At 60.0% G+C, this 18,970-nt stretch carries 18 protein-coding genes and 2 pseudogenes; 11 read left to right on the forward strand and 9 right to left on the reverse strand.

Translation table 11 applies throughout. From position 1 onward, the window contains the following. Nucleotides 1-40: 40 nt before the first annotated feature. Nucleotides 41-499: a nucleoside deaminase gene (locus G3A56_RS07650; protein WP_082183792.1), complete on the forward strand. Its 459-nt coding sequence runs from the start codon at nt 41-43 to the stop codon at nt 497-499. Nucleotides 500-549: 50 nt separating this feature from the next. Here G3A56_RS07650 and G3A56_RS07655 read toward each other — a convergent pair whose 3' ends face one another. The 4 genes and pseudogenes from G3A56_RS07655 to G3A56_RS07670 all read right to left on the reverse strand — a co-directional run bounded on the left by G3A56_RS07655 (nt 550) and on the right by G3A56_RS07670 (nt 6,466). Then, entirely contained in the window at nt 550-1,191 is a 642-nt protein-coding gene (locus G3A56_RS07655; protein WP_164056235.1) for a hypothetical protein, read from the reverse strand. Between the two features lie 142 nt (nt 1,192-1,333). Next, nucleotides 1,334-4,300, reverse strand: coding sequence for an isoleucine--tRNA ligase (gene ileS / locus G3A56_RS07660; RefSeq protein WP_082183791.1), 2,967 nt, complete (start codon nt 4,298-4,300; stop codon nt 1,334-1,336). A gap of 280 nt (nt 4,301-4,580) precedes the next feature. Continuing rightward, nucleotides 4,581-5,561 carry a bifunctional riboflavin kinase/FAD synthetase gene (locus G3A56_RS07665; protein ID WP_082183790.1) on the reverse strand — a complete coding sequence of 327 codons (981 nt, stop codon included), beginning with the start codon at nt 5,559-5,561 and terminating at the stop codon, nt 4,581-4,583. 57 nt (nt 5,562-5,618) lie between these two features. Further along, a pseudogene (locus G3A56_RS07670) lies at nt 5,619-6,466 on the reverse strand (TIGR01459 family HAD-type hydrolase). A gap of 454 nt (nt 6,467-6,920) precedes the next feature. Between G3A56_RS07670 and groES the strand changes: the two are divergent. The 4 genes from groES (at nt 6,921) to G3A56_RS07690 (ending at nt 10,582) form a co-directional block, all read left to right on the forward strand. Further along, entirely contained in the window at nt 6,921-7,217 is a 297-nt protein-coding gene (gene groES / locus G3A56_RS07675; RefSeq protein WP_003494080.1) for a co-chaperone GroES, read from the forward strand. A gap of 74 nt (nt 7,218-7,291) precedes the next feature. After that, nucleotides 7,292-8,926, forward strand: coding sequence for a chaperonin GroEL (groL, locus tag G3A56_RS07680; RefSeq protein WP_003494079.1), 1,635 nt, complete (start codon nt 7,292-7,294; stop codon nt 8,924-8,926). Between the two features lie 620 nt (nt 8,927-9,546). Next, nucleotides 9,547-9,981: a hypothetical protein gene (locus G3A56_RS07685; RefSeq protein WP_035242017.1), complete on the forward strand. Its 435-nt coding sequence runs from the start codon at nt 9,547-9,549 to the stop codon at nt 9,979-9,981. 154 nt (nt 9,982-10,135) lie between these two features. Further along, nucleotides 10,136-10,582: a DoxX family protein gene (locus tag G3A56_RS07690; RefSeq protein ID WP_082183788.1), complete on the forward strand. Its 447-nt coding sequence runs from the start codon at nt 10,136-10,138 to the stop codon at nt 10,580-10,582. Between the two features lie 64 nt (nt 10,583-10,646). On the opposite strand, the gene hisG is transcribed toward G3A56_RS07690, so the two are convergent. The 4 genes from hisG to hisS are packed head-to-tail and all read right to left on the reverse strand — an operon-like array spanning nt 10,647 to nt 14,436. Further along, nucleotides 10,647-11,339: an ATP phosphoribosyltransferase gene (gene hisG / locus G3A56_RS07695; RefSeq protein ID WP_003494071.1), complete on the reverse strand. Its 693-nt coding sequence runs from the start codon at nt 11,337-11,339 to the stop codon at nt 10,647-10,649. Next, nucleotides 11,336-12,460: an ATP phosphoribosyltransferase regulatory subunit gene (locus G3A56_RS07700; RefSeq protein WP_082183787.1), complete on the reverse strand. Its 1,125-nt coding sequence runs from the start codon at nt 12,458-12,460 to the stop codon at nt 11,336-11,338. The genes hisG and G3A56_RS07700 overlap by 4 nt, the downstream gene beginning before the upstream one ends. Nucleotides 12,461-12,476: 16 nt before the next feature. Beyond that, the gene (locus G3A56_RS07705; RefSeq protein WP_003494067.1) at nt 12,477-12,845 is read right to left on the reverse strand and encodes a VOC family protein; all 369 of its coding nucleotides are present in this window, start codon (nt 12,843-12,845) and stop codon (nt 12,477-12,479) included. Between the two features lie 4 nt (nt 12,846-12,849). After that, nucleotides 12,850-14,436 (reverse strand): histidine--tRNA ligase, encoded by a 1,587-nt coding sequence (gene hisS, locus G3A56_RS07710; RefSeq protein WP_082183786.1) that lies wholly within the window; start codon nt 14,434-14,436, stop codon nt 12,850-12,852. Nucleotides 14,437-14,592: 156 nt separating this feature from the next. On the opposite strand from hisS, the gene relB reads away from it, so the two are divergent. From relB to copM, 5 genes and pseudogenes are all read left to right on the forward strand, one after another. Beyond that, nucleotides 14,593-14,820: a type II toxin-antitoxin system RelB family antitoxin gene (gene relB, locus G3A56_RS07715; RefSeq protein WP_003494062.1), complete on the forward strand. Its 228-nt coding sequence runs from the start codon at nt 14,593-14,595 to the stop codon at nt 14,818-14,820. Next, nucleotides 14,804-15,063 (forward strand): annotated as a pseudogene (locus G3A56_RS07720) (type II toxin-antitoxin system RelE family toxin). Before relB ends, G3A56_RS07720 begins: the two are co-directional and overlap by 17 nt. A 6-nt stretch (nt 15,064-15,069) precedes the next feature. Then, a complete protein-coding gene (locus tag G3A56_RS07725; RefSeq protein WP_082183785.1) occupies nt 15,070-15,834 on the forward strand; it encodes a hypothetical protein in 765 nt (254 codons plus the stop codon). A 41-nt stretch (nt 15,835-15,875) separates the two neighbouring features. Next, nucleotides 15,876-16,268, forward strand: a complete 393-nt coding sequence (locus G3A56_RS07730; protein ID WP_246231225.1) for a hypothetical protein — start codon at nt 15,876-15,878, stop codon at nt 16,266-16,268. 58 nt (nt 16,269-16,326) lie between these two features. Beyond that, nucleotides 16,327-16,701, forward strand: a complete 375-nt coding sequence (copM, locus tag G3A56_RS07735) for a CopM family metallochaperone (protein WP_082183783.1) — start codon at nt 16,327-16,329, stop codon at nt 16,699-16,701. A 217-nt stretch (nt 16,702-16,918) separates the two neighbouring features. On the opposite strand, the gene G3A56_RS07740 is transcribed toward copM, so the two are convergent. Then, nucleotides 16,919-17,836 (reverse strand): LysR substrate-binding domain-containing protein, encoded by a 918-nt coding sequence (locus G3A56_RS07740; protein WP_082183782.1) that lies wholly within the window; start codon nt 17,834-17,836, stop codon nt 16,919-16,921. Nucleotides 17,837-17,917: 81 nt separating this feature from the next. On the opposite strand from G3A56_RS07740, the gene G3A56_RS07745 reads away from it, so the two are divergent. Then, complete coding sequence (locus G3A56_RS07745; protein ID WP_137067522.1) at nt 17,918-18,961, forward strand: YeiH family protein; 1,044 nt, start codon at nt 17,918-17,920, stop codon at nt 18,959-18,961. Nucleotides 18,962-18,970: the final 9 nt, after the last annotated feature.

Genomic DNA, 18,970 nt, shown 5'->3' on the forward strand with positions numbered 1-18,970 from the left:
TCAGGTCCAAGCACAAGGGTTAAGAGGAAATTGAAACACAATGGCCGAAAGGACGCATTTCATGGAACTGGCGCTGGCGGAAGCCCGCGCTGCCGGCGAACGCCAGGAGGTTCCTATCGGCGCGGTGCTGGTTCTGGAGGGCCGCGTCATTGCCAGTTCCGGCAATCGCACCCGTGAATTGAACGATGTGACGGCGCATGCCGAAATCGCCGTCATCCGCATGGCCTGCGAGGCGCTGGGGCAGGAACGGCTGCCTGGCGCCGATCTCTATGTGACCCTTGAGCCCTGCACCATGTGCGCGGCGGCGATCTCGTTCGCCCGTATCCGCCGCCTTTATTACGGCGCGGAAGACCCCAAGGGCGGCGCGGTGGATAATGGTGTACGCTTCTTCAGCCAGCCGACATGCCACCATGCGCCGGATGTTTATTCGGGACTTGCGGAAAGCGAAAGTGCGGAAATCCTGCGGCAATTTTTCCGCGAGAAACGTCTCGACGATTGAGCGACCGGCGGGAGGCGCAAGCTTTCTCGCAGGCCATCAGCCATTGGTTTTTACTGGAAGGGGTTCCACCAGCTCTTGCCGGTATTTGCGACAGCCGCTTCTTTCTTGCGGCGCTTTTCCTTCTTCTGCTCCGGCTCACCAAGATCGGTCAGCTGATCCTGCGGAACGCTGCGATATTCGGCCGGCGGATCAGTAAGGAACCGGCGCTGGGCGTTAACGACCGAGCCGCCCTGGGCTTCGGCCTTCGCCTTGCGGAAGGCTTCCCATTTCTGGCTTTCGGTCATCTGGCCGGCAGTGCCGTTACCGGCGAGCAGCGGCGAGCGGTAGTGCGGATTGTTCTTGTTGGCATCCGCCTCGTCGCGCAGACGTTCGCGGGTCTCTTCCGGCGATTCGACCCATTGCGGGTTGTTTTCGCGGCTTGCCATGTTCTGCTGCGGCGCGGCCAATTGTTCGGCGCGGGACTGGGCCGGAACGACGAGGCCCGGGCGGGGGCTGTATTTCAGGTTACGCTTGGTCTGATCACCGGTGATCGACGTCGCGTTGCCGAGGTCGTCGACAAGCTGTTCCGCCGCCGTCTTGCCCGTACCGTAGGTCGGGCTCGTGCAAGCGCCGAGCAGCACCCCTATCGCCGTGATGCCTGCAACCGTGCGAAACATGCCCAAACCCTGCGCATTACCCTGCATCGTCTTCATCGAAACCCTTCCAGCCGTCTGTCCCACTGCGCCAGACATCGTCTTTCGGCAGGCGGCAGCCCGCATTGCCGTGCAAATCCGGCCATTTTCAGGCAGGTGTACCGGATGAAGAGCCAAAGCGCAATTCATCCGGCCATTTTCATTATGCCAGGGCCGCAAGCTCGCGCAGCGCGGCCGCATCGCGGGCCGAAACCTCCGGATAATCCGGATCGGAACCGACATCGGTGGTGATGCGCCACGAGCGGGCGCATTTTGCACCCTCCGCCAGCTTCTGCTCGACCACGACCTTTGCGACTTCCGGCAGGCGGAAGCCATCGGCCGGGCCTTCATCACCCACCACCGAAATGGCCGAAGTGATGCAGATTTCGGCAAAATCCTGCCCCTTCAACGCCGCCAGCAGGTCGGCATCGGCAATATGCACGACGGGAGCAGCCTCAAGCGAGGAGCCGATGCGCTTTTCACGACGCTCCACTTCCAGCGCACCTGTCACGACCGTGCGGACCTTGCGGATTTTTTCCCACTTCGCTTCCAGCGCATCGTTCTTCCATTCCGCCGGGATTTCCGGGAACTGGGCAAGATGCACCGATTCAGCATCCGGATAACGCGAAAGCCACGCTTCTTCCGTCGTGAAGGGCAGCATGGGCGCGAGCCACGAGACGAGGCAATCGAACAGCTTTGCGATGACCGACAGCGAAGCACGGCGCTTCAGCGACGACGGCGCGTCGCAATAAAGCGTGTCCTTGCGGATATCGAAATAGAAGGCCGAAAGCTCGACATTGGCGAAATCCACCAGCGCGCGGGCGATCTTCTTGAACTCGAAGCCGTCATAACCTTCACGAACGACGCCATCCAGTTCGGACAGGCGGTGCAGCACCAGCTTTTCCAGCTCCGGCAGATCGGCATAGGCGATCTCCTCGCCCTCATAATGGGCAAGGGTGCCGAGCATCCAGCGGATGGTGTTGCGCAGTTTGCGATAGGCATCGACATTGGTCTGGATGATGGCCTTGCCGAGGCGCTGGTCTTCCCAATAATCCGTGGTCATGACCCACAGGCGCAGGATATCCGCACCGGCGTCCTTCATGACTTCCTGCGGCGAAACCACGTTGCCCTTGGACTTGGACATCTTCTCGCCCTTCTCATCCATGGTGAAACCATGGGTGACAACGGCGTTATAGGGTGCACGGCCGCGCGTCGCGCAGCTTTCGAGCAGCGACGAATGGAACCAGCCGCGATGCTGGTCGGAACCCTCAAGATAGACATCCGCCGGCCATTTCATGTCCGGGCGGTCTTCCAGCGTGAAGGTGTGGGTGCAGCCGCTGTCGAACCAGACGTCGAGGATATCCATGACCTGCAGCCATCTGGCGTGGTCGTGGTCATTGCCGAGGAAGCGTTCCTTGGCGCCTTCGGCAAACCAGGCATCCGCACCTTCAGCCTCGAAGGCCTCGAGGATGCGGGCGTTGACGGCCTCATCGACCAGGACTTCGCCCTTTTCGTCGGCGAAGACGGCGATCGGTACGCCCCAGCTGCGCTGGCGCGACAGAACCCAGTCGGGCCGGCCTTCGATCATGGCGCGCAGGCGGTTCTGGCCGGAGGCCGGGACGAAGCGGGTGTCGTCGATGGCGCTAAGCGAGCGAGAACGCAGCGTCGTGCCGTCGCCCAGTTCCTTGTCCATATAGACGAACCATTGCGGCGTGTTGCGGAAGATGACCGGCTTTTTGGAGCGCCAGCTATGCGGATAGCTGTGCTTCAGACGGCCTCGGGCAAACAGGTTGTTTTCCGCGATCAGCGCCTTGATGACACGCTCGTTCGCATCGCCCTTCTTGCCGTTGTCGTCCATGACGCGGGCAGCACCGCCTTCGGCGGACGGGCCGAAACCGGGGGCGTCCTCCGTGTAGAAGCCGTCGTCGCCGACCGGGAACGGGATGGCCGGCGACACGCCGCGCGCTTCCAGCTCACGCTGATGCGCGGTCCAGACGTCAAAGTCTTCGCGGCCATGGCTCGGCGCTGTATGCACGAAGCCCGTACCGGCATCGTCGGTAACGTGATCGCCTTCGAGCAGCGGAACCGCGAAATCGTAACCGAGCGACGCCAGCGGATGGGCGCAGGTGATGGCGGCCAGTTCTTCGCTTGTCACATCGCGAACGAGCTTAAAGGTCAACTTCGCCTTGGCGGCGGCCTCATCGGCCAGCTTCTTCGCGAAGATCAGCTTTTCGCCCGGCTGCGGACCGAAATCGTTCTGCGCGCTTTCAACTTCGTAGAGGCCATACTCGACCCGCGACGAAAACGCGATGGCGCGGTTACCGGGGATGGTCCACGGTGTGGTCGTCCAAATGACGACTGAAGTACCCTCAAGATCGTTGAGATCATTGACTACAGGCAAAACTGAGTTGGCTCCTGATACCCACTCTGCTTTTGCTGCTCCCTTCACATCCACGACCGGGAATTTGACCCAGATCATGTCGCTCTCGACATCGGCATATTCGACTTCGGCTTCCGCCAGCGCCGTGCGTTCGACCACCGACCACATGATCGGCTTCGAGCCGCGATAAAGCTGGCCGGTGCGGGCGATCTTCAGGAGTTCGCCGGCGATGCGGGCTTCGGCGTGGAAGTTCATCGTCGTATAGGGATTTTCAAAGTCGCCTTCGATGCCGAGGCGCTTGAACTCCTCCGACTGAACCTTGATCCAGCCAGCCGCAAAGTCACGGCATTCCTTGCGGAATTCGTTGACCGGAACCTCGTCCTTGTTCTTGCCCTTGGCGCGATAGGCTTCCTCGATCTTCCATTCGATCGGCAGGCCGTGGCAATCCCAGCCCGGCACGTAATTGGCATCGTAACCGCGCATCTGGAACGAGCGGGTGATGACGTCCTTCAGGATCTTGTTGAGCGCATGGCCGATGTGGATATTGCCGTTGGCATAGGGCGGGCCGTCATGCAGCACGAATTTTTCGCGGCCGGCGGCGGAGGCGCGCAGCCGCTTGTAAAGGCCCATCTCCTGCCAGCGCTTGACCGTTTCCGGTTCCTTCTGCGGCAGGCCGGCGCGCATCGGAAAATCCGTCTGCGGCAGATAGAGGGTGGCGGAATAATCGAATTTTTCTGCGGTGTCGCTCATAATCGTACCGTTGTTGCGCGCCGTGTCGGTCGCGCCGTCTCAATTTCAAAGAGGGCAAATTCGGAAAGCACCGTCACAAATGCCATGACAAGCGCCAAAATCCCGGACCTTCCGGCTCTTCAGAGCGGGCGGAAGGCCGGGCCAATAATTCGGCCAATCTGATTTTTAAACATCAACCGGTATTGGGACATGGCCGGTTGTTTATGCGGTTTTCCAGCAAAAAGGAAGAGAAAAGCGACAGCAATATGGGCCGGAATACGGGCTGACCGGCCCTGCGCGCTCAAAACGCGATCTTCTCATCAACTTCGCTCAGCGGCCGCACGCCTGAGAGCATCGCCCTCGCCTCTTCCTCATCGCGCCTGATCTGCGCGACCAGCGGCTCCAGACCGTCGAATTTCAGCTCGTCGCGCAAGTGTCCGAAGAAGGACACCGAACATACTTCGCCGTAGAGATCGCCGGAGAAATCGAAGACATAGGTTTCGAGCAGCGCCGCGCCGTTTTCGGTCACCGTCGGGCGGTAGCCGAAACTTGCGACACCATCTCGGATCGAACCATCGGGACGGCGGAACCGCACGGCATAGATACCCGCCTTCAGTTCCGTTTCAGGTGCCAGCGCCATGTTGGCTGTCGGATAACCCAATGTGCGCCCAAGCTTCTGGCCGCCGATGACTTCGCTTTCCACCGTGAAGCGGTAATCCAGCAATCCGGCCGCACCCGCCACATCGCCTTCGCACAAATGCGAGCGGATGCGGCTGGAGGAAACGACATCCGAGCCCTCGTCGCGGAAGGCATCCACCAGCGTCACATCGAAACCGTGGCGCTTGCCGGCCGCCATCAGAAATGCCGGGCCGCCTTCGCGACCTTTACCGAAGTGAAAATCAAAGCCGGTGACGACGGCGCTGGCGCCCAGCCAGTCGACCAGAATGGACTTGACGAATTCTTCCGCCGAACGCTGCGAGAATTCCCTGTCGAAGGGGTATTCGATGACGGAGCGGAAACCGATGGCTTCAAGAATGCGCGCCTTCAACGGTGCGGGGGTGAGGCGGAAGACCGGCGTTTCGGGGCGGAACACGAAACGGGGATGCGGCTCGAAGGTCAGAACCAGCGCGGGCACGCCACGCGCCTCGGCCAGTTCCAGCGCACGGTCCAGAACGGCGCGGTGGCCGCGATGCACACCATCGAAATTACCGATTGCGATCACGCCGCCGCGAAGAGCTTCCGGCAGCGGCTCTTTTTTTTCGTTGCGATGAAAGACGGTCATGGCAGTCGATCCATTTTTTACGTCAGCTCAGGCCAGATGTTCTCGGGCCAGACGTTCTCAGGCAAGGCGTGGCATCCACCAGCCGGGAGCAGCACCCTGCCCCTTCAGATAGGCGTTCAGAAGCGCCTCGTCCGTGTGGCCGTTCAGCGTATATTCGGCAGCGTGAATGCCGCCGCTGATATAAAGAAGGTTGAGGCCGCTCGCAATCGCGCCCTTCACATCCGTCGGCATGCCATCGCCAATGGCGAGCACGCGATCCTTCGGGAAGGAACCGCGCACTTCTTTGGCCGCCGCAAGGCAGGCTTCATAAATCGGCGCATGCGGCTTGCCGGCAATGCGGACTTCGCCGCCGAGCTGTTCATAATAGGCGGCCATGGCACCGGCGCAGGGAATGATGCGCTCGCCGCGCTCCACCACCAGATCGGGATTGGCGCAGATCATCGGCGCGCCGCGGGCGATGAAGCCCTTGAGCATCTCGGTATAATCCTCGGGGGTTTCCGTCTCGTCGTCGAAGAAACCGGTGCAGACGACGGATTGCGCTTCCGCCTCGCCCACCCGTTCGACATCGAGACCTTCGAGCAGCGGCATGTCCCGCTCCGGGCCAAGCAGGAAGACTTTCTTCGGACCTTCGGCGATCAGGCCGCGGGTAACGTCGCCGGAGGTGATGATGCGGTCATAGGCCTCATCCGGCACGCCGAGCACGCGAAGCTGGGCAATGACACCGGGGCTGGACGCGGCGAATTGGTGATGAGCACCACCGTCTTGCCGGCCTTGCGCGCTTCGTGCAGTGCAACCGCCGCATGGGGAAAGGCGCTGACGCCATTGTGCAGCACGCCCCAGACATCCGAAAGAATAACGTCGAACCCATCAGTGATTTCGCCGAGGGTGAGAATGCGATGGGCCATGATATGCTTTCCGGATGCGAGAAAAGGGTGTGCGTCACATCGCAAAGCGGGACGCCGATGGCAAGAAAAAAAGCGGTATCGAGCGGGGCTTCGGCCCGAACGGAATGCCGCCTCACACTCGCCGTCATCCTCGGGCTTGTCCCGAGGATCTAAACACGTCGAGAAAATCAATGCGTTGGCAGATCCTCGGGACAAGCCCGAGGATGACGGCGGCGACTTTTCGCGCCGTCCAAGCTCACGATGTGGAGTTTTATGACTTCTCCCAAGCATGGGAAATTTCTGTCATGGAACGCTGATAACCATAGCGCATAAAATTTTTCCGACGGCGCGTTCTTGACTCAGGTAGAACGCCTCCTTATCTCGGTTTCGCTGGCACTCCAACAAGGGGAGTGCTAACACCCATCACGTGAACCTCCAAAAGGTTCCTGAAGTCATTTGATCGAGGGATTAGGCAATGACAAGCACCAATTTCCGCCCGCTTCATGATCGCGTCGTCGTTCGTCGCGTTGAATCCGAAGCAAAGACCAAGGGCGGCATCATCATTCCCGATACCGCCAAGGAAAAGCCGCAGGAAGGCGAAATCGTCGCCGTCGGTTCCGGCGCACGTGACGAGGCCGGCAAGGTCGTCGCTCTCGACGTCAAGGTTGGCGATCGCGTCCTGTTCGGCAAGTGGTCGGGCACTGAAGTCAAGCTCGACGGCGAAGACCTTCTGATCATGAAGGAAGCCGACATCATGGGTATCATCGGCTGATTTCGCCGGACCCATCGTTTCCGTAAATTTCAAGCCGGACCCGGTCCGGCCGTTCGAAACCAGGAGTTTTGAAAATGGCAGCCAAAGAAGTCAAATTCGGCCGCACAGCGCGCGAAAAGATGCTCAAGGGCGTCGACATTCTCGCTGATGCAGTGAAGGTCACCCTCGGCCCGAAGGGTCGTAACGTCGTAATCGACAAGTCCTTCGGCGCACCGCGCATCACCAAGGACGGCGTTTCGGTCGCCAAGGAAATCGAACTGGAAGACAAGTTCGAGAACATGGGCGCACAGCTCGTTCGCGAAGTCGCTTCCAAGACCAACGACATCGCCGGTGACGGCACCACCACCGCAACGGTTCTGGCCCAGGCCATCGTTCGCGAAGGTGCAAAGGCAGTTGCTGCCGGCATGAACCCGATGGACCTGAAGCGCGGCATCGATCTGGCCGTTGCAGAAGTCGTCAAGGACCTTCAGGCCAAGGCCAAGAAGATCAACACTTCGGAAGAAGTTGCTCAGGTCGGCACGATCTCCGCAAACGGCGAACGTCAGATCGGTCTCGACATTGCTGAAGCAATGCAGCGCGTCGGCAACGAAGGCGTCATCACCGTTGAAGAAGCCAAGACCGCTGAAACCGAACTCGAAGTCGTCGAAGGCATGCAGTTCGACCGCGGCTACCTGTCGCCCTACTTCGTGACCAACCCGGAAAAGATGGTTGCGGACCTCGAAGACGCCTACATCCTTCTGCACGAAAAGAAGCTTTCGAACCTCCAGGCCATGCTGCCTGTTCTCGAAGCTGTCGTTCAGACCGGCAAGCCGCTCGTCATCATCGCTGAAGACGTCGAAGGCGAAGCTCTTGCAACGCTCGTCGTCAACAAGCTGCGTGGCGGCCTCAAGATCGCTGCCGTCAAGGCTCCTGGCTTCGGCGACCGCCGCAAGGCCATGCTGGAAGACATCGCCATCCTGACCGGTGGTACCGTCATTTCCGAAGACCTCGGCATCAAGCTCGAAAGCGTTACCCTCGACATGCTCGGCAAGTCGAAGAAGGTTTCGATCTCCAAGGAAAACACCACGATCGTCGACGGTGCCGGCCAGAAGTCGGACATCGAAGGCCGCGTTGCCCAGATCAAGGCGCAGATCGAAGAAACCACTTCCGACTACGACCGCGAAAAGCTGCAGGAACGTCTTGCCAAGCTCGCTGGCGGCGTTGCCGTGATCCGCGTTGGCGGTTCGACGGAAGTTGAAGTGAAGGAAAAGAAGGACCGCATCGACGACGCTCTCAACGCGACGCGCGCTGCTGTTCAGGAAGGCATCGTACCGGGCGGCGGCGTTGCCCTGCTGCGTTCTTCCACGAAGATCACCGCCAAGGGTGCAAACGACGACCAGGAAGCCGGCATCAACATCGTGCGCAAGGCTCTGCAGGCTCTGGTTCGCCAGATCGCAGAAAACGCTGGTGACGAAGCTTCCATCGTTGTTGGCAAGATCCTCGAAAAGAACGAAGACAACTACGGCTACAACGCCCAGACCGGCGAATATGGCGACCTGATCCAGCTCGGCATCGTCGACCCGGTCAAGGTTGTTCGCACGGCTCTGCAGAACGCAGCTTCGGTTGCTTCGCTGCTGATCACCACCGAAGCCATGATCGCCGAACTTCCGAAGAAGGAATCGGCAATGCCCCAGATGCCTGGCGGCGGCATGGGCGGCATGGACTTCTAATCAGTCCTGTCTCTGGAATAAGAAAGGGCGGTCTTCGGATCGCCCTTTTTCTTTGCCGCCCATGCCACCTTGGTGGTCTGGCGTCGCAAGCGCACCAGACGGGCGGCATGGACTTCCAATCAGTCCTGTCTCTGGAATAAGAAAGGGCGGTCTTCGGATCGCCTTTTTTCTTTGCCGCGGGGGGAACCGGCGACGCCAAATCCGCAGGATATTGCAACCTGGCCGATGCGGGCTAAAAATATTGTCTCTTTTTGGGACAGGATCGACCTTAGCCGGCTTGTTTTTGGAAGCGCATGCAATAATAGGACAGCCCAAAGAGCGAATCGCAATCGCATATGGGGCGGAGTTTCGCCCTTGCCGGCTTATAAGTTCGACACATAGTTGTCTTTTTTCATATATTTCGCGATTGCGATGAAGGAATACATAATATTTTTGATTTTCTCTCTGACAGGTTGTTGTGGGTAAGAGAAAATAAACTATAAGTCAGCCCCCGTAAGGGTGCCGCGACAGAACGCAAGCATTGAAGGGGTTCGATGCCTGGCTAACACGTTCGACTGCGGGTGGCGGTGGAAGTTCAACTTGGCAGCGACGCTTGAAATTGCGGTGCTGGTACGATGTTCATGCGGGGGCGCGATTTGTTCGAAATATCAAGACGCAACGATGCTCTGCCTGCGGCCGTGACGACCACGCCCGATCCCCGAACCCTGTCCAATTTCTTCATTTCGGAGGAGTGGAGCAGCGATCTTTCAAGCGGCGTCATCCGGCTCGGCGAACAGGCCTCCTTCATGCACGGCCTGCCGCCCGGCGAATGCGGTCTGCTCAGCCTTGTCCGCTGTTACGATCGCAGCGACCATGCCCGCGTCCTGGAGCTTTTCGAGCAGGCCTCCACTGCGCCTTCACGATTCTGCTTTTCCACCAACCTCTTCATCCTGCCGGCGATGCGACAGCCCGTCATCTGCATGGGTGAATCCGCCGGTTTCGAGGACGACCGGCAAGGGCGGATTTCCGGGCTCTTCCTGTTTCCGCGTTTCGAAGATATTCGCTTCGCCGCCTGAACAACTTGCCGAAGGCTTGCCATCGTTCACAAAATGACGACAATTCGTCTCCTCTTGTTCATCTTTATGAGCGAGTAATTTTCGGCCATTGATATCTCCAGACATTGCCCTGCAGCTTAACCGGCGACACGCCGATCAATTACCGGAGATTTTCATGTCCAGCAGCCAGAACGTTCTCGTTCTCATCGCCCGCATTCTGCTTTCCTTCATCTTCATCTCTTCAGGCTTCAGCAAGCTTGTCGATCCAGCCGGTACGGCCGGCATGATCACGGGCGCCGGCCTGCCCGCCGCAACCGCGCTTGCCTATGTTGCAGGCCTGTTCGAACTCGTTGCCGGCCTTGCCATTCTCACTGGTTTCCAGACCAAGATCGCCGCCTGGGCGCTTGCCGTCTTCTGCGTCTTCACCGGTCTGGTGTTCCACAGCGGCACCGTTGCCGTTCCCGGCTGGCCTGAGCCGGCTCTTGGCTGGATCAACACGCTGAACGGCATCATGATGGTGAAGAACATCACCCTTGCCGGCGCCTACATCCTGCTTGCCGCCTTCGGCCCCGGCGCCTACTCCGTCGACGCTAAGCGCGGCGCGGCTGTGGCCCACGCATAAGCCAAATGGATCGACTTACAAAAAAGCCGCCGGATCGCTCCGGCGGCTTTTTTGTTTTACGTCGTCAAACCGCAGCCCTGATGCGCGAGGCGATCTCCTGAACCGCCGCATCGCCCTCATGGTCCGCCTTGCGGGCGCGTACGAAGCAGGCTTCCGAACGGACGATGATGCCGTCGGAGAGAATTTTCAGGTGGTTGGCCTTCAGCGTCGAGCCGGTCGAGGTGATATCGACGATGATATCCGCCTGCCCCGCCGCCGGCGCACCTTCGGTCGCGCCAAGGCTTTCGACGATGCGATAAAGCTGGATGCCGTGCTGGCGCGAAAAGAACTGCTGCGTCAGCCGCCAGTATTTGGTGGCGATGGCGAGCCTTCGTCCGTGACGGGCGCGGAATTCCGAGGCCACGTCGCCGAGATCGGCCATGCTGTCCACATCCAGCCAGATTTCCGGCACGGCGACAACGACATCGGCATGGCCGAAACCGAGGCGGGCGCAGAATTCCACCTGTGCATCGGCGTTGGTCAGCCCCTCGCGCACGAGGTCCTCCCCCGTCACGCCGAAATCCACCGTACCAGCGCCGATCTCGCGGGCGATCTCGGAGGCTGACAGATAAGCGATCTCGATATCGTCGCGTCCTTCGATGCGGCCGCGATAGGAACGGTCATTGCCGACAGCCGCGACTTTCAGCCCGGCACGTTCCAGAACAGCGGAGGCGTCTTCCTTCATCCGGCCCTTGGAGGGCAATGCGATGGTGATCATGGCTTGCTCCCGCGCACCGTTTCGATGCGATCCAGCCAGAGCGAAAAGCCCACGGCGGGTATTTTTTCCTGCGCGCCGAGCAGCGTCAGCAGCCGGTCGAAACGGCCGCCACCTGCCAGCACGCTATCGCCGCCCGTTTCCACCACCTCGAAAACAAGGCCGGTATAATAATCGAGCGGGCGGCCGAAGGCTGCGCCATAGGTAACCGTTTCCAGATCGACGCCAGCATTGGCAAGTGCTGCGACACGTTTATCGAAAGCGGAAAGCGCGCCATCCAGTTTTAGTTTCGCCTTTGCGGCGAAGTCAGCCAGAATTTGCGATGCCTGCGGCAAGGGCGCCTGCAGGGCCAGGAACTGCTTGAGCAGCTCGAAGCTCTCATCCGGCAGCCGCGTGGCGGCAAGCGCCAGCTTTTCCCGCAGGCGGCGGGCAATTTCCTGCGGTGAGCGGCTGGCATTGGTGGAATAGCCGGTTTCCTGCATCACCGTGTCGAGATAATCGACCAGCACCGCCTCTTCGCCTGTGGCCAGAAGGCCGGCGACCCGCGCGTCGAGGCCGGTCATGGGTTTGGGATGCACGAGGCTTTCCAGCAACGCGTCCAGCTGCGCCATATCGCCAAAGGCCTGCACCAGCCGCTTCTGCCAGCCGAGCGGCAGGCCGAGAGCTGCGACGACCGCTTCGAACACCTGCTGGTCTCCCAGCGTGACGGAGAGTGAACGGCCGGGCAGCAGCCGCTTGAGGATGGCGGTTGCGTCTATCACGGCGCGGGCATCGGCAGCGGCGATATCGGTGTCGCCAAGATCCTCGATGCCAGCCTGATAAAATTCGTTCGCACCTTCACGGCGCTGGCGGAAGACCTCGCCCAGATAGGAATAACGCTTCGGCGTACCGGTCGCCGTCTCGATATGGCGCAGGCAGACGGGAATGGTGAATTCCGGGCGCAGGCACAGGCTCTCACCCGTCTCGCTCTCCGTCATGAAAATACGGCGTCGCAAATCTTCGCCCGCCATATCCAGAAAGGGTTCGGCGGGCTGGATGACCGGCGTGTTCACGCGGCTCGTGCGGCGCGCGGCGAATTCTTCCAGTAGCTCTCCGGAAAATTCCGGCATGTCGATCAGGGGCATGGAACGGTACTTTTCGTTACGGTTCGAGCGGCTGCATCATTTCGATGCGGTTTCCGAAGGGATCATGGACATAAAACCGGTGATACCCTTCAAGCGGCTCATCCTCAACCACATGGCAGCCTGCTGTTTCAAGTGTTTTTCGCAAGGTTGCCATATCATCGACCAGAAAGGCCGGATGGGCTTTCTTCGCCGGGCGGAAATCCTGCTCGACGCCGAGATGCAGTTTTATCGAACCCCGGCTGAACCAGCACCCGCCGCGCGCGGCGAGATTAGTGGGCTTGGCCTGCTCCGCAAAGCCGAGCAGGCCGCCATAAAAAGCGCGCGCCTCATCCTCACGGCCCGCCGGCATAGCCAGTTGAACATGGTCGAGCGCGAGGATCGCCATGACCTTAACGCCCTTCGGCGGCGCGGCGAACGTCCTCTGCCTGATGCTCCAGAATCTCGCGGACCTTCGCCACCAGATCCGCCTCCAGTACGGTGACCTGCGCCACACGCGCCTCGCGCCAGCTGGCATTGTCCTCGATCTCGCCGGAGAGACGCTTGCCTTCGATCAGATCCTTGATCTGCACCACACCTTCGGCGCGCTCATCACCGCCCTGAATGATGGCGATGGGGGAACCGAGGCGGTCGGCATATTTCAGCTGGTTGCCGAATTTCTTCCAGTTGCCCTGATACATTTCAGCGCGGATGCCCTCATTGCGCAGCGCCTGCGTGAATGTCTGGTAACGGCCCATGCTCTGCACATCGCCATCCATGACCGTGATCAGAACGGGGGCAAGCGGCTTGACCTGACCGAGCTTGCCGAGGTTCTTCAGCGCCGTCATCAGGCGCGAAACGCCGATGGAGAAACCCGTGGCCGGAACCGGCTGGCCCATGAAGCGCGAGACGAGGCCGTCATAACGACCGCCGCCGCCGACCGAACCGAACACGACCTTTTCGCCCTTTTCATTAGTAACATCGAAAGTCAGTTCGGCCTCGTAGACGGGGCCGGTGTAGTATTCGAGGCCACGCACGACGGAGGGGTCTATCTTGATGCGATCGGAGCCGTAACCAGCAGAGTGAATTATACTCCGGATCGTGGACAACTCCGCGATTCCCTCAGAAAAGCGTTCATTCGAAATCAAGCGGTTGCCGTCGTATGGAAACATCGCGTGAGGCATCAGCTTTGTATCAACGCTCTGATCGCTATTCTCGTACGCTATCTGATGACTTCCAATGCTTACTGTGGACTGAAGGAAACCAATCAGAAGTGTGATGTCTTCGGCATCCAGCCCCGCGCCCTTGGTGAAATCACCGGACTCGTCCTTGCGGCCGGGACCAAGCAACAGCTTCACGCCTTCAGGACCGAACTTGTCGAGCTTATCGATGGCGCGCAAAACATTGAGGCGACGACCGACATTGTCCTCACCGCCGAGGCCGATGGCTTCCATCACGCCATCAAGCACCTTGCGGTTGTTGACGCGGACGACGTAATCGCCACGCTGAATGCCGAGCGCTTCCAGTGTATCGGCCATCATCATGCACATTTCGGCATCGGCCTGCACGCCGGCGGCGCCCACCGTATCGGCATCGAACTGCATGAACTGCCGGAAGCGGCCGGGGCCGGGCTTTTCATTGCGGAAGACATAACCGGCGCGATAGGTGCGGTATGGCAGCTGGATTTCGTTAAAGTTTTCCGCGACATGGCGGGCGAGCGGCGCGGTGAGATCGTAGCGCAGGCTCATCCATTGGTCGTCATCGTCCTGCAGCGAAAACACGCCTTCGTTCGGACGGTCGCTATCGGGCAGGAATTTGCCGAGCGCATCGGTATATTCGAACAGTGGGGTTTCCACCGGATCGAAGCCGTAAAGCTCGTAGACCCTGCGGATCTTCTCGATCATCTCATTGGTGGCATGAATATCGGCAACCGAGCGATCCACGAAGCCGCGCGGCAGGCGGGCTTTCAGTTTCTGAGGCTTTTTTGCTTTTTCGCTCATGATGCCGATCCGATATTTTCCTGAAATTATGCCGGTGTATTAGAGGATGAAGCCCTGTGCGGCAAGCTGCAAAGGCTCAGTTCTGCTGGCCGGCGCAGCCAAGCGGTGCTATATGGGATACATGTATCCCAATTCGGATCGGGAAGGACGCGACCCATGAGCAAACAGACGGCCATTCGCCTGCCGGACGAGACCTATGAACGGCTGAAAGCGCTGTCTGCGCGCACCGGCCGCACATCCGCTTTTTACATCCGCGAGGCGATCGAGAAACATATCGAGGATATGGAAGATCTCTATCTCGCCGAAGAGGCAGTGCGACAAATCCAGCGTGGCGAAGCAAAGGTGATAAGCGCCGAGGAGTTCTGGCGTGATCTGGACAATTGAGTACCACACACTTGTCCAGAAAGAGATGCGCAAGTTAAATCCGGAAATACGCCGGAGAATCCGCGCCTTTCTCCACGAAAGATTGGCGGTGCTCGACGATCCCCGTCAGACAGGTTCCGCCCTGCAAGGCTCCGAACTCGGAAATTTCTGGCGCTACCGGGTGGGCGATTACCGCATATACAGGATCACAAGCTTGTCGTGCTGGTGGTCGAAATCGGCCATCGCCGCGAAATTTACCGTTAGGCATTCATGATCCTCGAAGCCCTGCAATATGCCGCCACGCGCGCGGCCACGCCGAAGCCCTTTCGGCCGCATATCCGATATTCCGTCAACCTCTGGGCGCGCGCCAGCCGCTGCGCCAAAGCCTGGGCGGAGCATGAAAACAACAGCCGGCAATTCGTGCTGCAATCGGCGAGAAAACTGAAACAGAGGCGAACGGCCGTGGTGCTCGGCTCGGGCCTGCTGCGCGACGTGCCCTATGATGCGCTGGTGGCAATGTTCGACACCGTCGTCCTGGTCGATCTGGTGCATCTCGCCAGCGTGCAGGCGAAGCTGCGCCTCAATGCCAAAAAGAATGTCCGTATCGCCAACCGCGATCTTTCCGGTTTTGACGATGTTCTTGCCGGCCGGCCGGCCGAACCGCTCGATTTTCTGCGGCGGGTGCCCTATCTCGATTTCGTCGTATCGGCCAATCTTCTGTCGCAGATCGGCACGGGCGCGCGCCATCGGCTGGAGCGGGAAAAGATCGCAGATGCGCCGAACGACCTGCTGCCGAGGCTTATCCAGACGCATCTGGACGCGCTTGCCGGACTTCCCTGCAAGGTATGCCTTGTCACGGACACCTCCTTCGAGGTCATCGGCAGGGATGGCAGCTTGCAGCAGCACGAGGACTTGCTGCATGGCATCGATATTCCCATGCCGGCCGCCGCATGGGACTGGCCGCTCGCGCCGCTCGGGGAGGAAAGCCGGAATTATCGCATCGTGCATCACGTCATTGCGCGCGAACTGACCTGATCGCCATGCTTATTCCATAATTTTCACGGCAAATTCGCACCATGTCTCAGGTGGTTCGCACATTGATGTTTCTTGCCTGTCTGCTTTTCGGCGCCATGCCGGTGCAGATGGCGCTGAGCATGCCGACGGCCACGGGCAAGACTGTTTCCTCACAGACCCCGATGAAACATGATGCCCATTCACACCATTCCGATCGGGACGGCGGCTCTCATACGCAAGGCAAGAATGCTCCTTATAGTGCAGCCATGGGTGGCTGCTGTCCGCATGGCGACAACGCCGCGCATCCCGGCTCCTGCGCCGCCTGCCTGATCGTGGTTCCGCGAACGATCTTCGCCGATAGCGGCCGGATGACATTCGCCTATCCGAAACCACAACGCAGCACCCTCTTCAATGGCGAGGCTTTCGCGCCGCCCCTGCCGCCTCCCCGCGCCTGACGCCATATTTTTCCAGACAATCCATCGAAAAATACGTCGGACACAGGAAGGATAATCCATGTCTATCAAAACCATCACGCTCGCCGCCGCTTTCACCACCGTCTTCGCCATGCCCCTTCTCGCACAGGAAGCGGGCGGCCATGCCGGACACGACATGTCAAAGAGCGCAGCAGGCGAAACCGCGTCCACCAAGGCCTTCATGGAAGCAAGCAAGAAGATGCATGGCGATATGGCGATCGACTATAGCGGCGATGCCGATGTCGATTTCGTGCGCGGCATGATCCCGCATCATCAGGGCGCAATCGATATGGCAAAGGTTCAGCTGGAATACGGCAAGGACCCGGAAATCCGCAAACTGGCCGAAGAGGTGATCAAGGCGCAGGAGGGCGAAATCGCCATGATGAAGGCCTGGCTGAAATCCAAGGGCAAGTGATTGCTGTTGCTGAAGGAGGGGCGCTGGCGACGGCGCTCCTGACGTTATTTATCAGGGACTTCAACCCTCTCGTCCAGCCATCCTCGGGCTTGACCCGGGGATACACAAGCCGCGACGCCATGGGATCCTCGCCTCAAGGGCGAGGATGACGCTGAAGAGGGGGGAAGCTTGCCCAACACGCTCGCAAAGGCCAATGGTGCCGCCCCCCTTCGCACCGCTATACCCCGGCGAGACCAGCCTTGTAGTCCTCCGACGCCGCACGGCTCAGTCGTTCCAGTTCCATTGCCGCACGGCTGGTGTGGCGTTCCTTGTGGCGTAACAGGGCGAAGTTGCGGGCGGGCAGATCGATGCCCGAACGGACCAGCAATCCCTGCCGCAGGAAAAGGGAAGCGACGGATGCGGAAACCGCCGTCGCCGCGCCGCCGGAGCGCGCTGCCATCACCACCGCCTCGTTGGACGGCAGTTCGAGCATGACAGACAGTTCAGCCGGGTCCACGCCCATCTGCCGCACCGCCGCCTCAAAGGCGGAGCGGGTTCCGGAGCCCTGCTCGCGCAGCACCCAGGATGTTCCGTAGAGCATATCGAGAGCGGTGAGATACCGACCGTCAGCGAAGGGATGGGCCGAGCCGGTCACCACCAGAAGCTTGTCGGATACCACTGGCTGCACCATCAATGCGGGCTCGTCGATCCTGCCCTCGATGAAACCGACCTCCGCCAGACCGTCGAGCACGGCCTGCGTCACCGTTTTCGTATTGCCGATATCGAGTTTCAACGTGACACCCGGATAAAGCTTCTTAAACTGCATGAGGATTGGCGGCAGCCAGTAGCTTGCAATCGTCTGGCTGGCGCAAACGGTGATTTCGCCGCGTGTCAGGCCGCCCATTTCGGAGAGGATCAGTTCGGCGTTGCGGACGCGCGCCAGCGTCGCCCTGGCCTCACCCAGAAACACCCGGCCGCTTTCGGTCAGCTCGATATTGCGGCCGACGCGATGAAACAGTTCGACATTATAAAAGGCTTCCAGATTCTTGATGGAGGAACTGACGGCGGAGGCGGTCAAACCGATGGCTTCGGCAGCCCTTGTCAGGTGCTCGCGCTCAGCGACGGCGATGAAAATGCGGAGTTGCTCGAAGGTCATGGCTCTTCATTCGATTTTACCGAATAATATATGCCATATTATTTGATAGAATAAAACAGGCCGCTGCGGCATTGTCTGGCCATGGCACAGCATCGCACCCTCACTCATCCTTTTCAGTTCTCCCTTCGCTGGTTGACCCCGCTTCTGCCGGGAATTCTGCTCTGCGCGGCAGTCAGCTGCGCGGCTATTCTCGCGGAGCGTTTTCAGGTGCGCCTTGCCGGTCATGCATGGCTGGGCGATCTTGTGCTTGCCATTCTGATCGGCACGCTTTTACGCTCGCTGGTGTCGCTGCCGGCGGTTGCTGCGGCCGGGATCAAGTTCAGCGCCAAGACCCTGCTCGAAATCGCCGTGGCGCTTCTTGGCGCGTCGCTCAGCCTCGCCATTCTCAAGGGCGCCGGCGGCCTGCTGATTGGCGGTATTGCGCTGATTGTCGCCCTGTCACTGGTCGTCAGCTATGCCGCCGGGCGAATGCTGGGGCTGCCGCCGAAACTGGCGACACTGATTGCCTGCGGCAACTCCATCTGCGGCAATTCCGCCATCGCGGCGGCCGCACCCGCCATTGGCGCGAAGCCGGAAGATGTTGCTGCCTCGATTGCCTTCACCGCGGTCCTCGGTGTCGCCGCCGTTCTGCTGATGCCGTTCCTGCCACAGCTTCTCGGTCTCGACGCCACCCAATACGGTATCTTTGCGGGCCTGACGGTCTATGCCGTGCCACAGGTTCTGGCCGCCACCGCACCGCTCGGCGCCGTCGCCGTGCAGACAGGCACCATCGTCAAGCTCATCCGCGTGCTGATGCTGGGACCGGTCATCGCCGCCCTTTCCGTCATCCACGGCCAGTCCGGCACGGGACGGCTGAAATTGCAGCAGATGGTTCCGTGGTTCATCATCTGCTTCGTGCTGATGATCATGGCCAGATCCTTCAGCCTTATTCCCGAGGGTCTGCTCGGTCCCCTCGCCTCGCTTTCCAACATCCTCACCATCATGTCGATGGCGGCACTGGGCCTGTCCGTCGATATTCGCAGCCTTCGCCATGCCGGCGGCAAGGTCATCGTCGCCGCCAGCCTGTCGCTCGTCCTGCTTGGAATTCTGAGTTTCGGCCTGATCATGCTGACGCAAGCGGGCTGAACGGTACTA

The sequence above is a fragment of the Rhizobium oryzihabitans genome, assembly GCF_010669145.1.
GTDB lineage: Bacteria > Pseudomonadota > Alphaproteobacteria > Rhizobiales > Rhizobiaceae > Agrobacterium > Agrobacterium oryzihabitans.

Coding starts and splice junctions, on each gene's coding strand:
- G3A56_RS07650 (WP_082183792.1), top strand. CDS start 41: ATGGCCGAAAGGACGCATTTCATGGAACTGGCGCTGGCGGAAGCCCGC.
- G3A56_RS07655 (WP_164056235.1), bottom strand. CDS start 1,191: ATGAAGACGATGCAGGGTAATGCGCAGGGTTTGGGCATGTTTCGCACG.
- ileS (WP_082183791.1), bottom strand. CDS start 4,300: ATGAGCGACACCGCAGAAAAATTCGATTATTCCGCCACCCTCTATCTG.
- G3A56_RS07665 (WP_082183790.1), bottom strand. CDS start 5,561: ATGACCGTCTTTCATCGCAACGAAAAAAAAGAGCCGCTGCCGGAAGCT.
- groES (WP_003494080.1), top strand. CDS start 6,921: ATGACAAGCACCAATTTCCGCCCGCTTCATGATCGCGTCGTCGTTCGT.
- groL (WP_003494079.1), top strand. CDS start 7,292: ATGGCAGCCAAAGAAGTCAAATTCGGCCGCACAGCGCGCGAAAAGATG.
- G3A56_RS07685 (WP_035242017.1), top strand. CDS start 9,547: ATGCGGGGGCGCGATTTGTTCGAAATATCAAGACGCAACGATGCTCTG.
- G3A56_RS07690 (WP_082183788.1), top strand. CDS start 10,136: ATGTCCAGCAGCCAGAACGTTCTCGTTCTCATCGCCCGCATTCTGCTT.
- hisG (WP_003494071.1), bottom strand. CDS start 11,339: ATGATCACCATCGCATTGCCCTCCAAGGGCCGGATGAAGGAAGACGCC.
- G3A56_RS07700 (WP_082183787.1), bottom strand. CDS start 12,460: ATGCCCCTGATCGACATGCCGGAATTTTCCGGAGAGCTACTGGAAGAA.
- G3A56_RS07705 (WP_003494067.1), bottom strand. CDS start 12,845: ATGGCGATCCTCGCGCTCGACCATGTTCAACTGGCTATGCCGGCGGGC.
- hisS (WP_082183786.1), bottom strand. CDS start 14,436: ATGAGCGAAAAAGCAAAAAAGCCTCAGAAACTGAAAGCCCGCCTGCCG.
- relB (WP_003494062.1), top strand. CDS start 14,593: ATGAGCAAACAGACGGCCATTCGCCTGCCGGACGAGACCTATGAACGG.
- G3A56_RS07725 (WP_082183785.1), top strand. CDS start 15,070: ATGATCCTCGAAGCCCTGCAATATGCCGCCACGCGCGCGGCCACGCCG.
- G3A56_RS07730 (WP_246231225.1), top strand. CDS start 15,876: ATGTCTCAGGTGGTTCGCACATTGATGTTTCTTGCCTGTCTGCTTTTC.
- copM (WP_082183783.1), top strand. CDS start 16,327: ATGTCTATCAAAACCATCACGCTCGCCGCCGCTTTCACCACCGTCTTC.
- G3A56_RS07740 (WP_082183782.1), bottom strand. CDS start 17,836: ATGACCTTCGAGCAACTCCGCATTTTCATCGCCGTCGCTGAGCGCGAG.
- G3A56_RS07745 (WP_137067522.1), top strand. CDS start 17,918: ATGGCACAGCATCGCACCCTCACTCATCCTTTTCAGTTCTCCCTTCGC.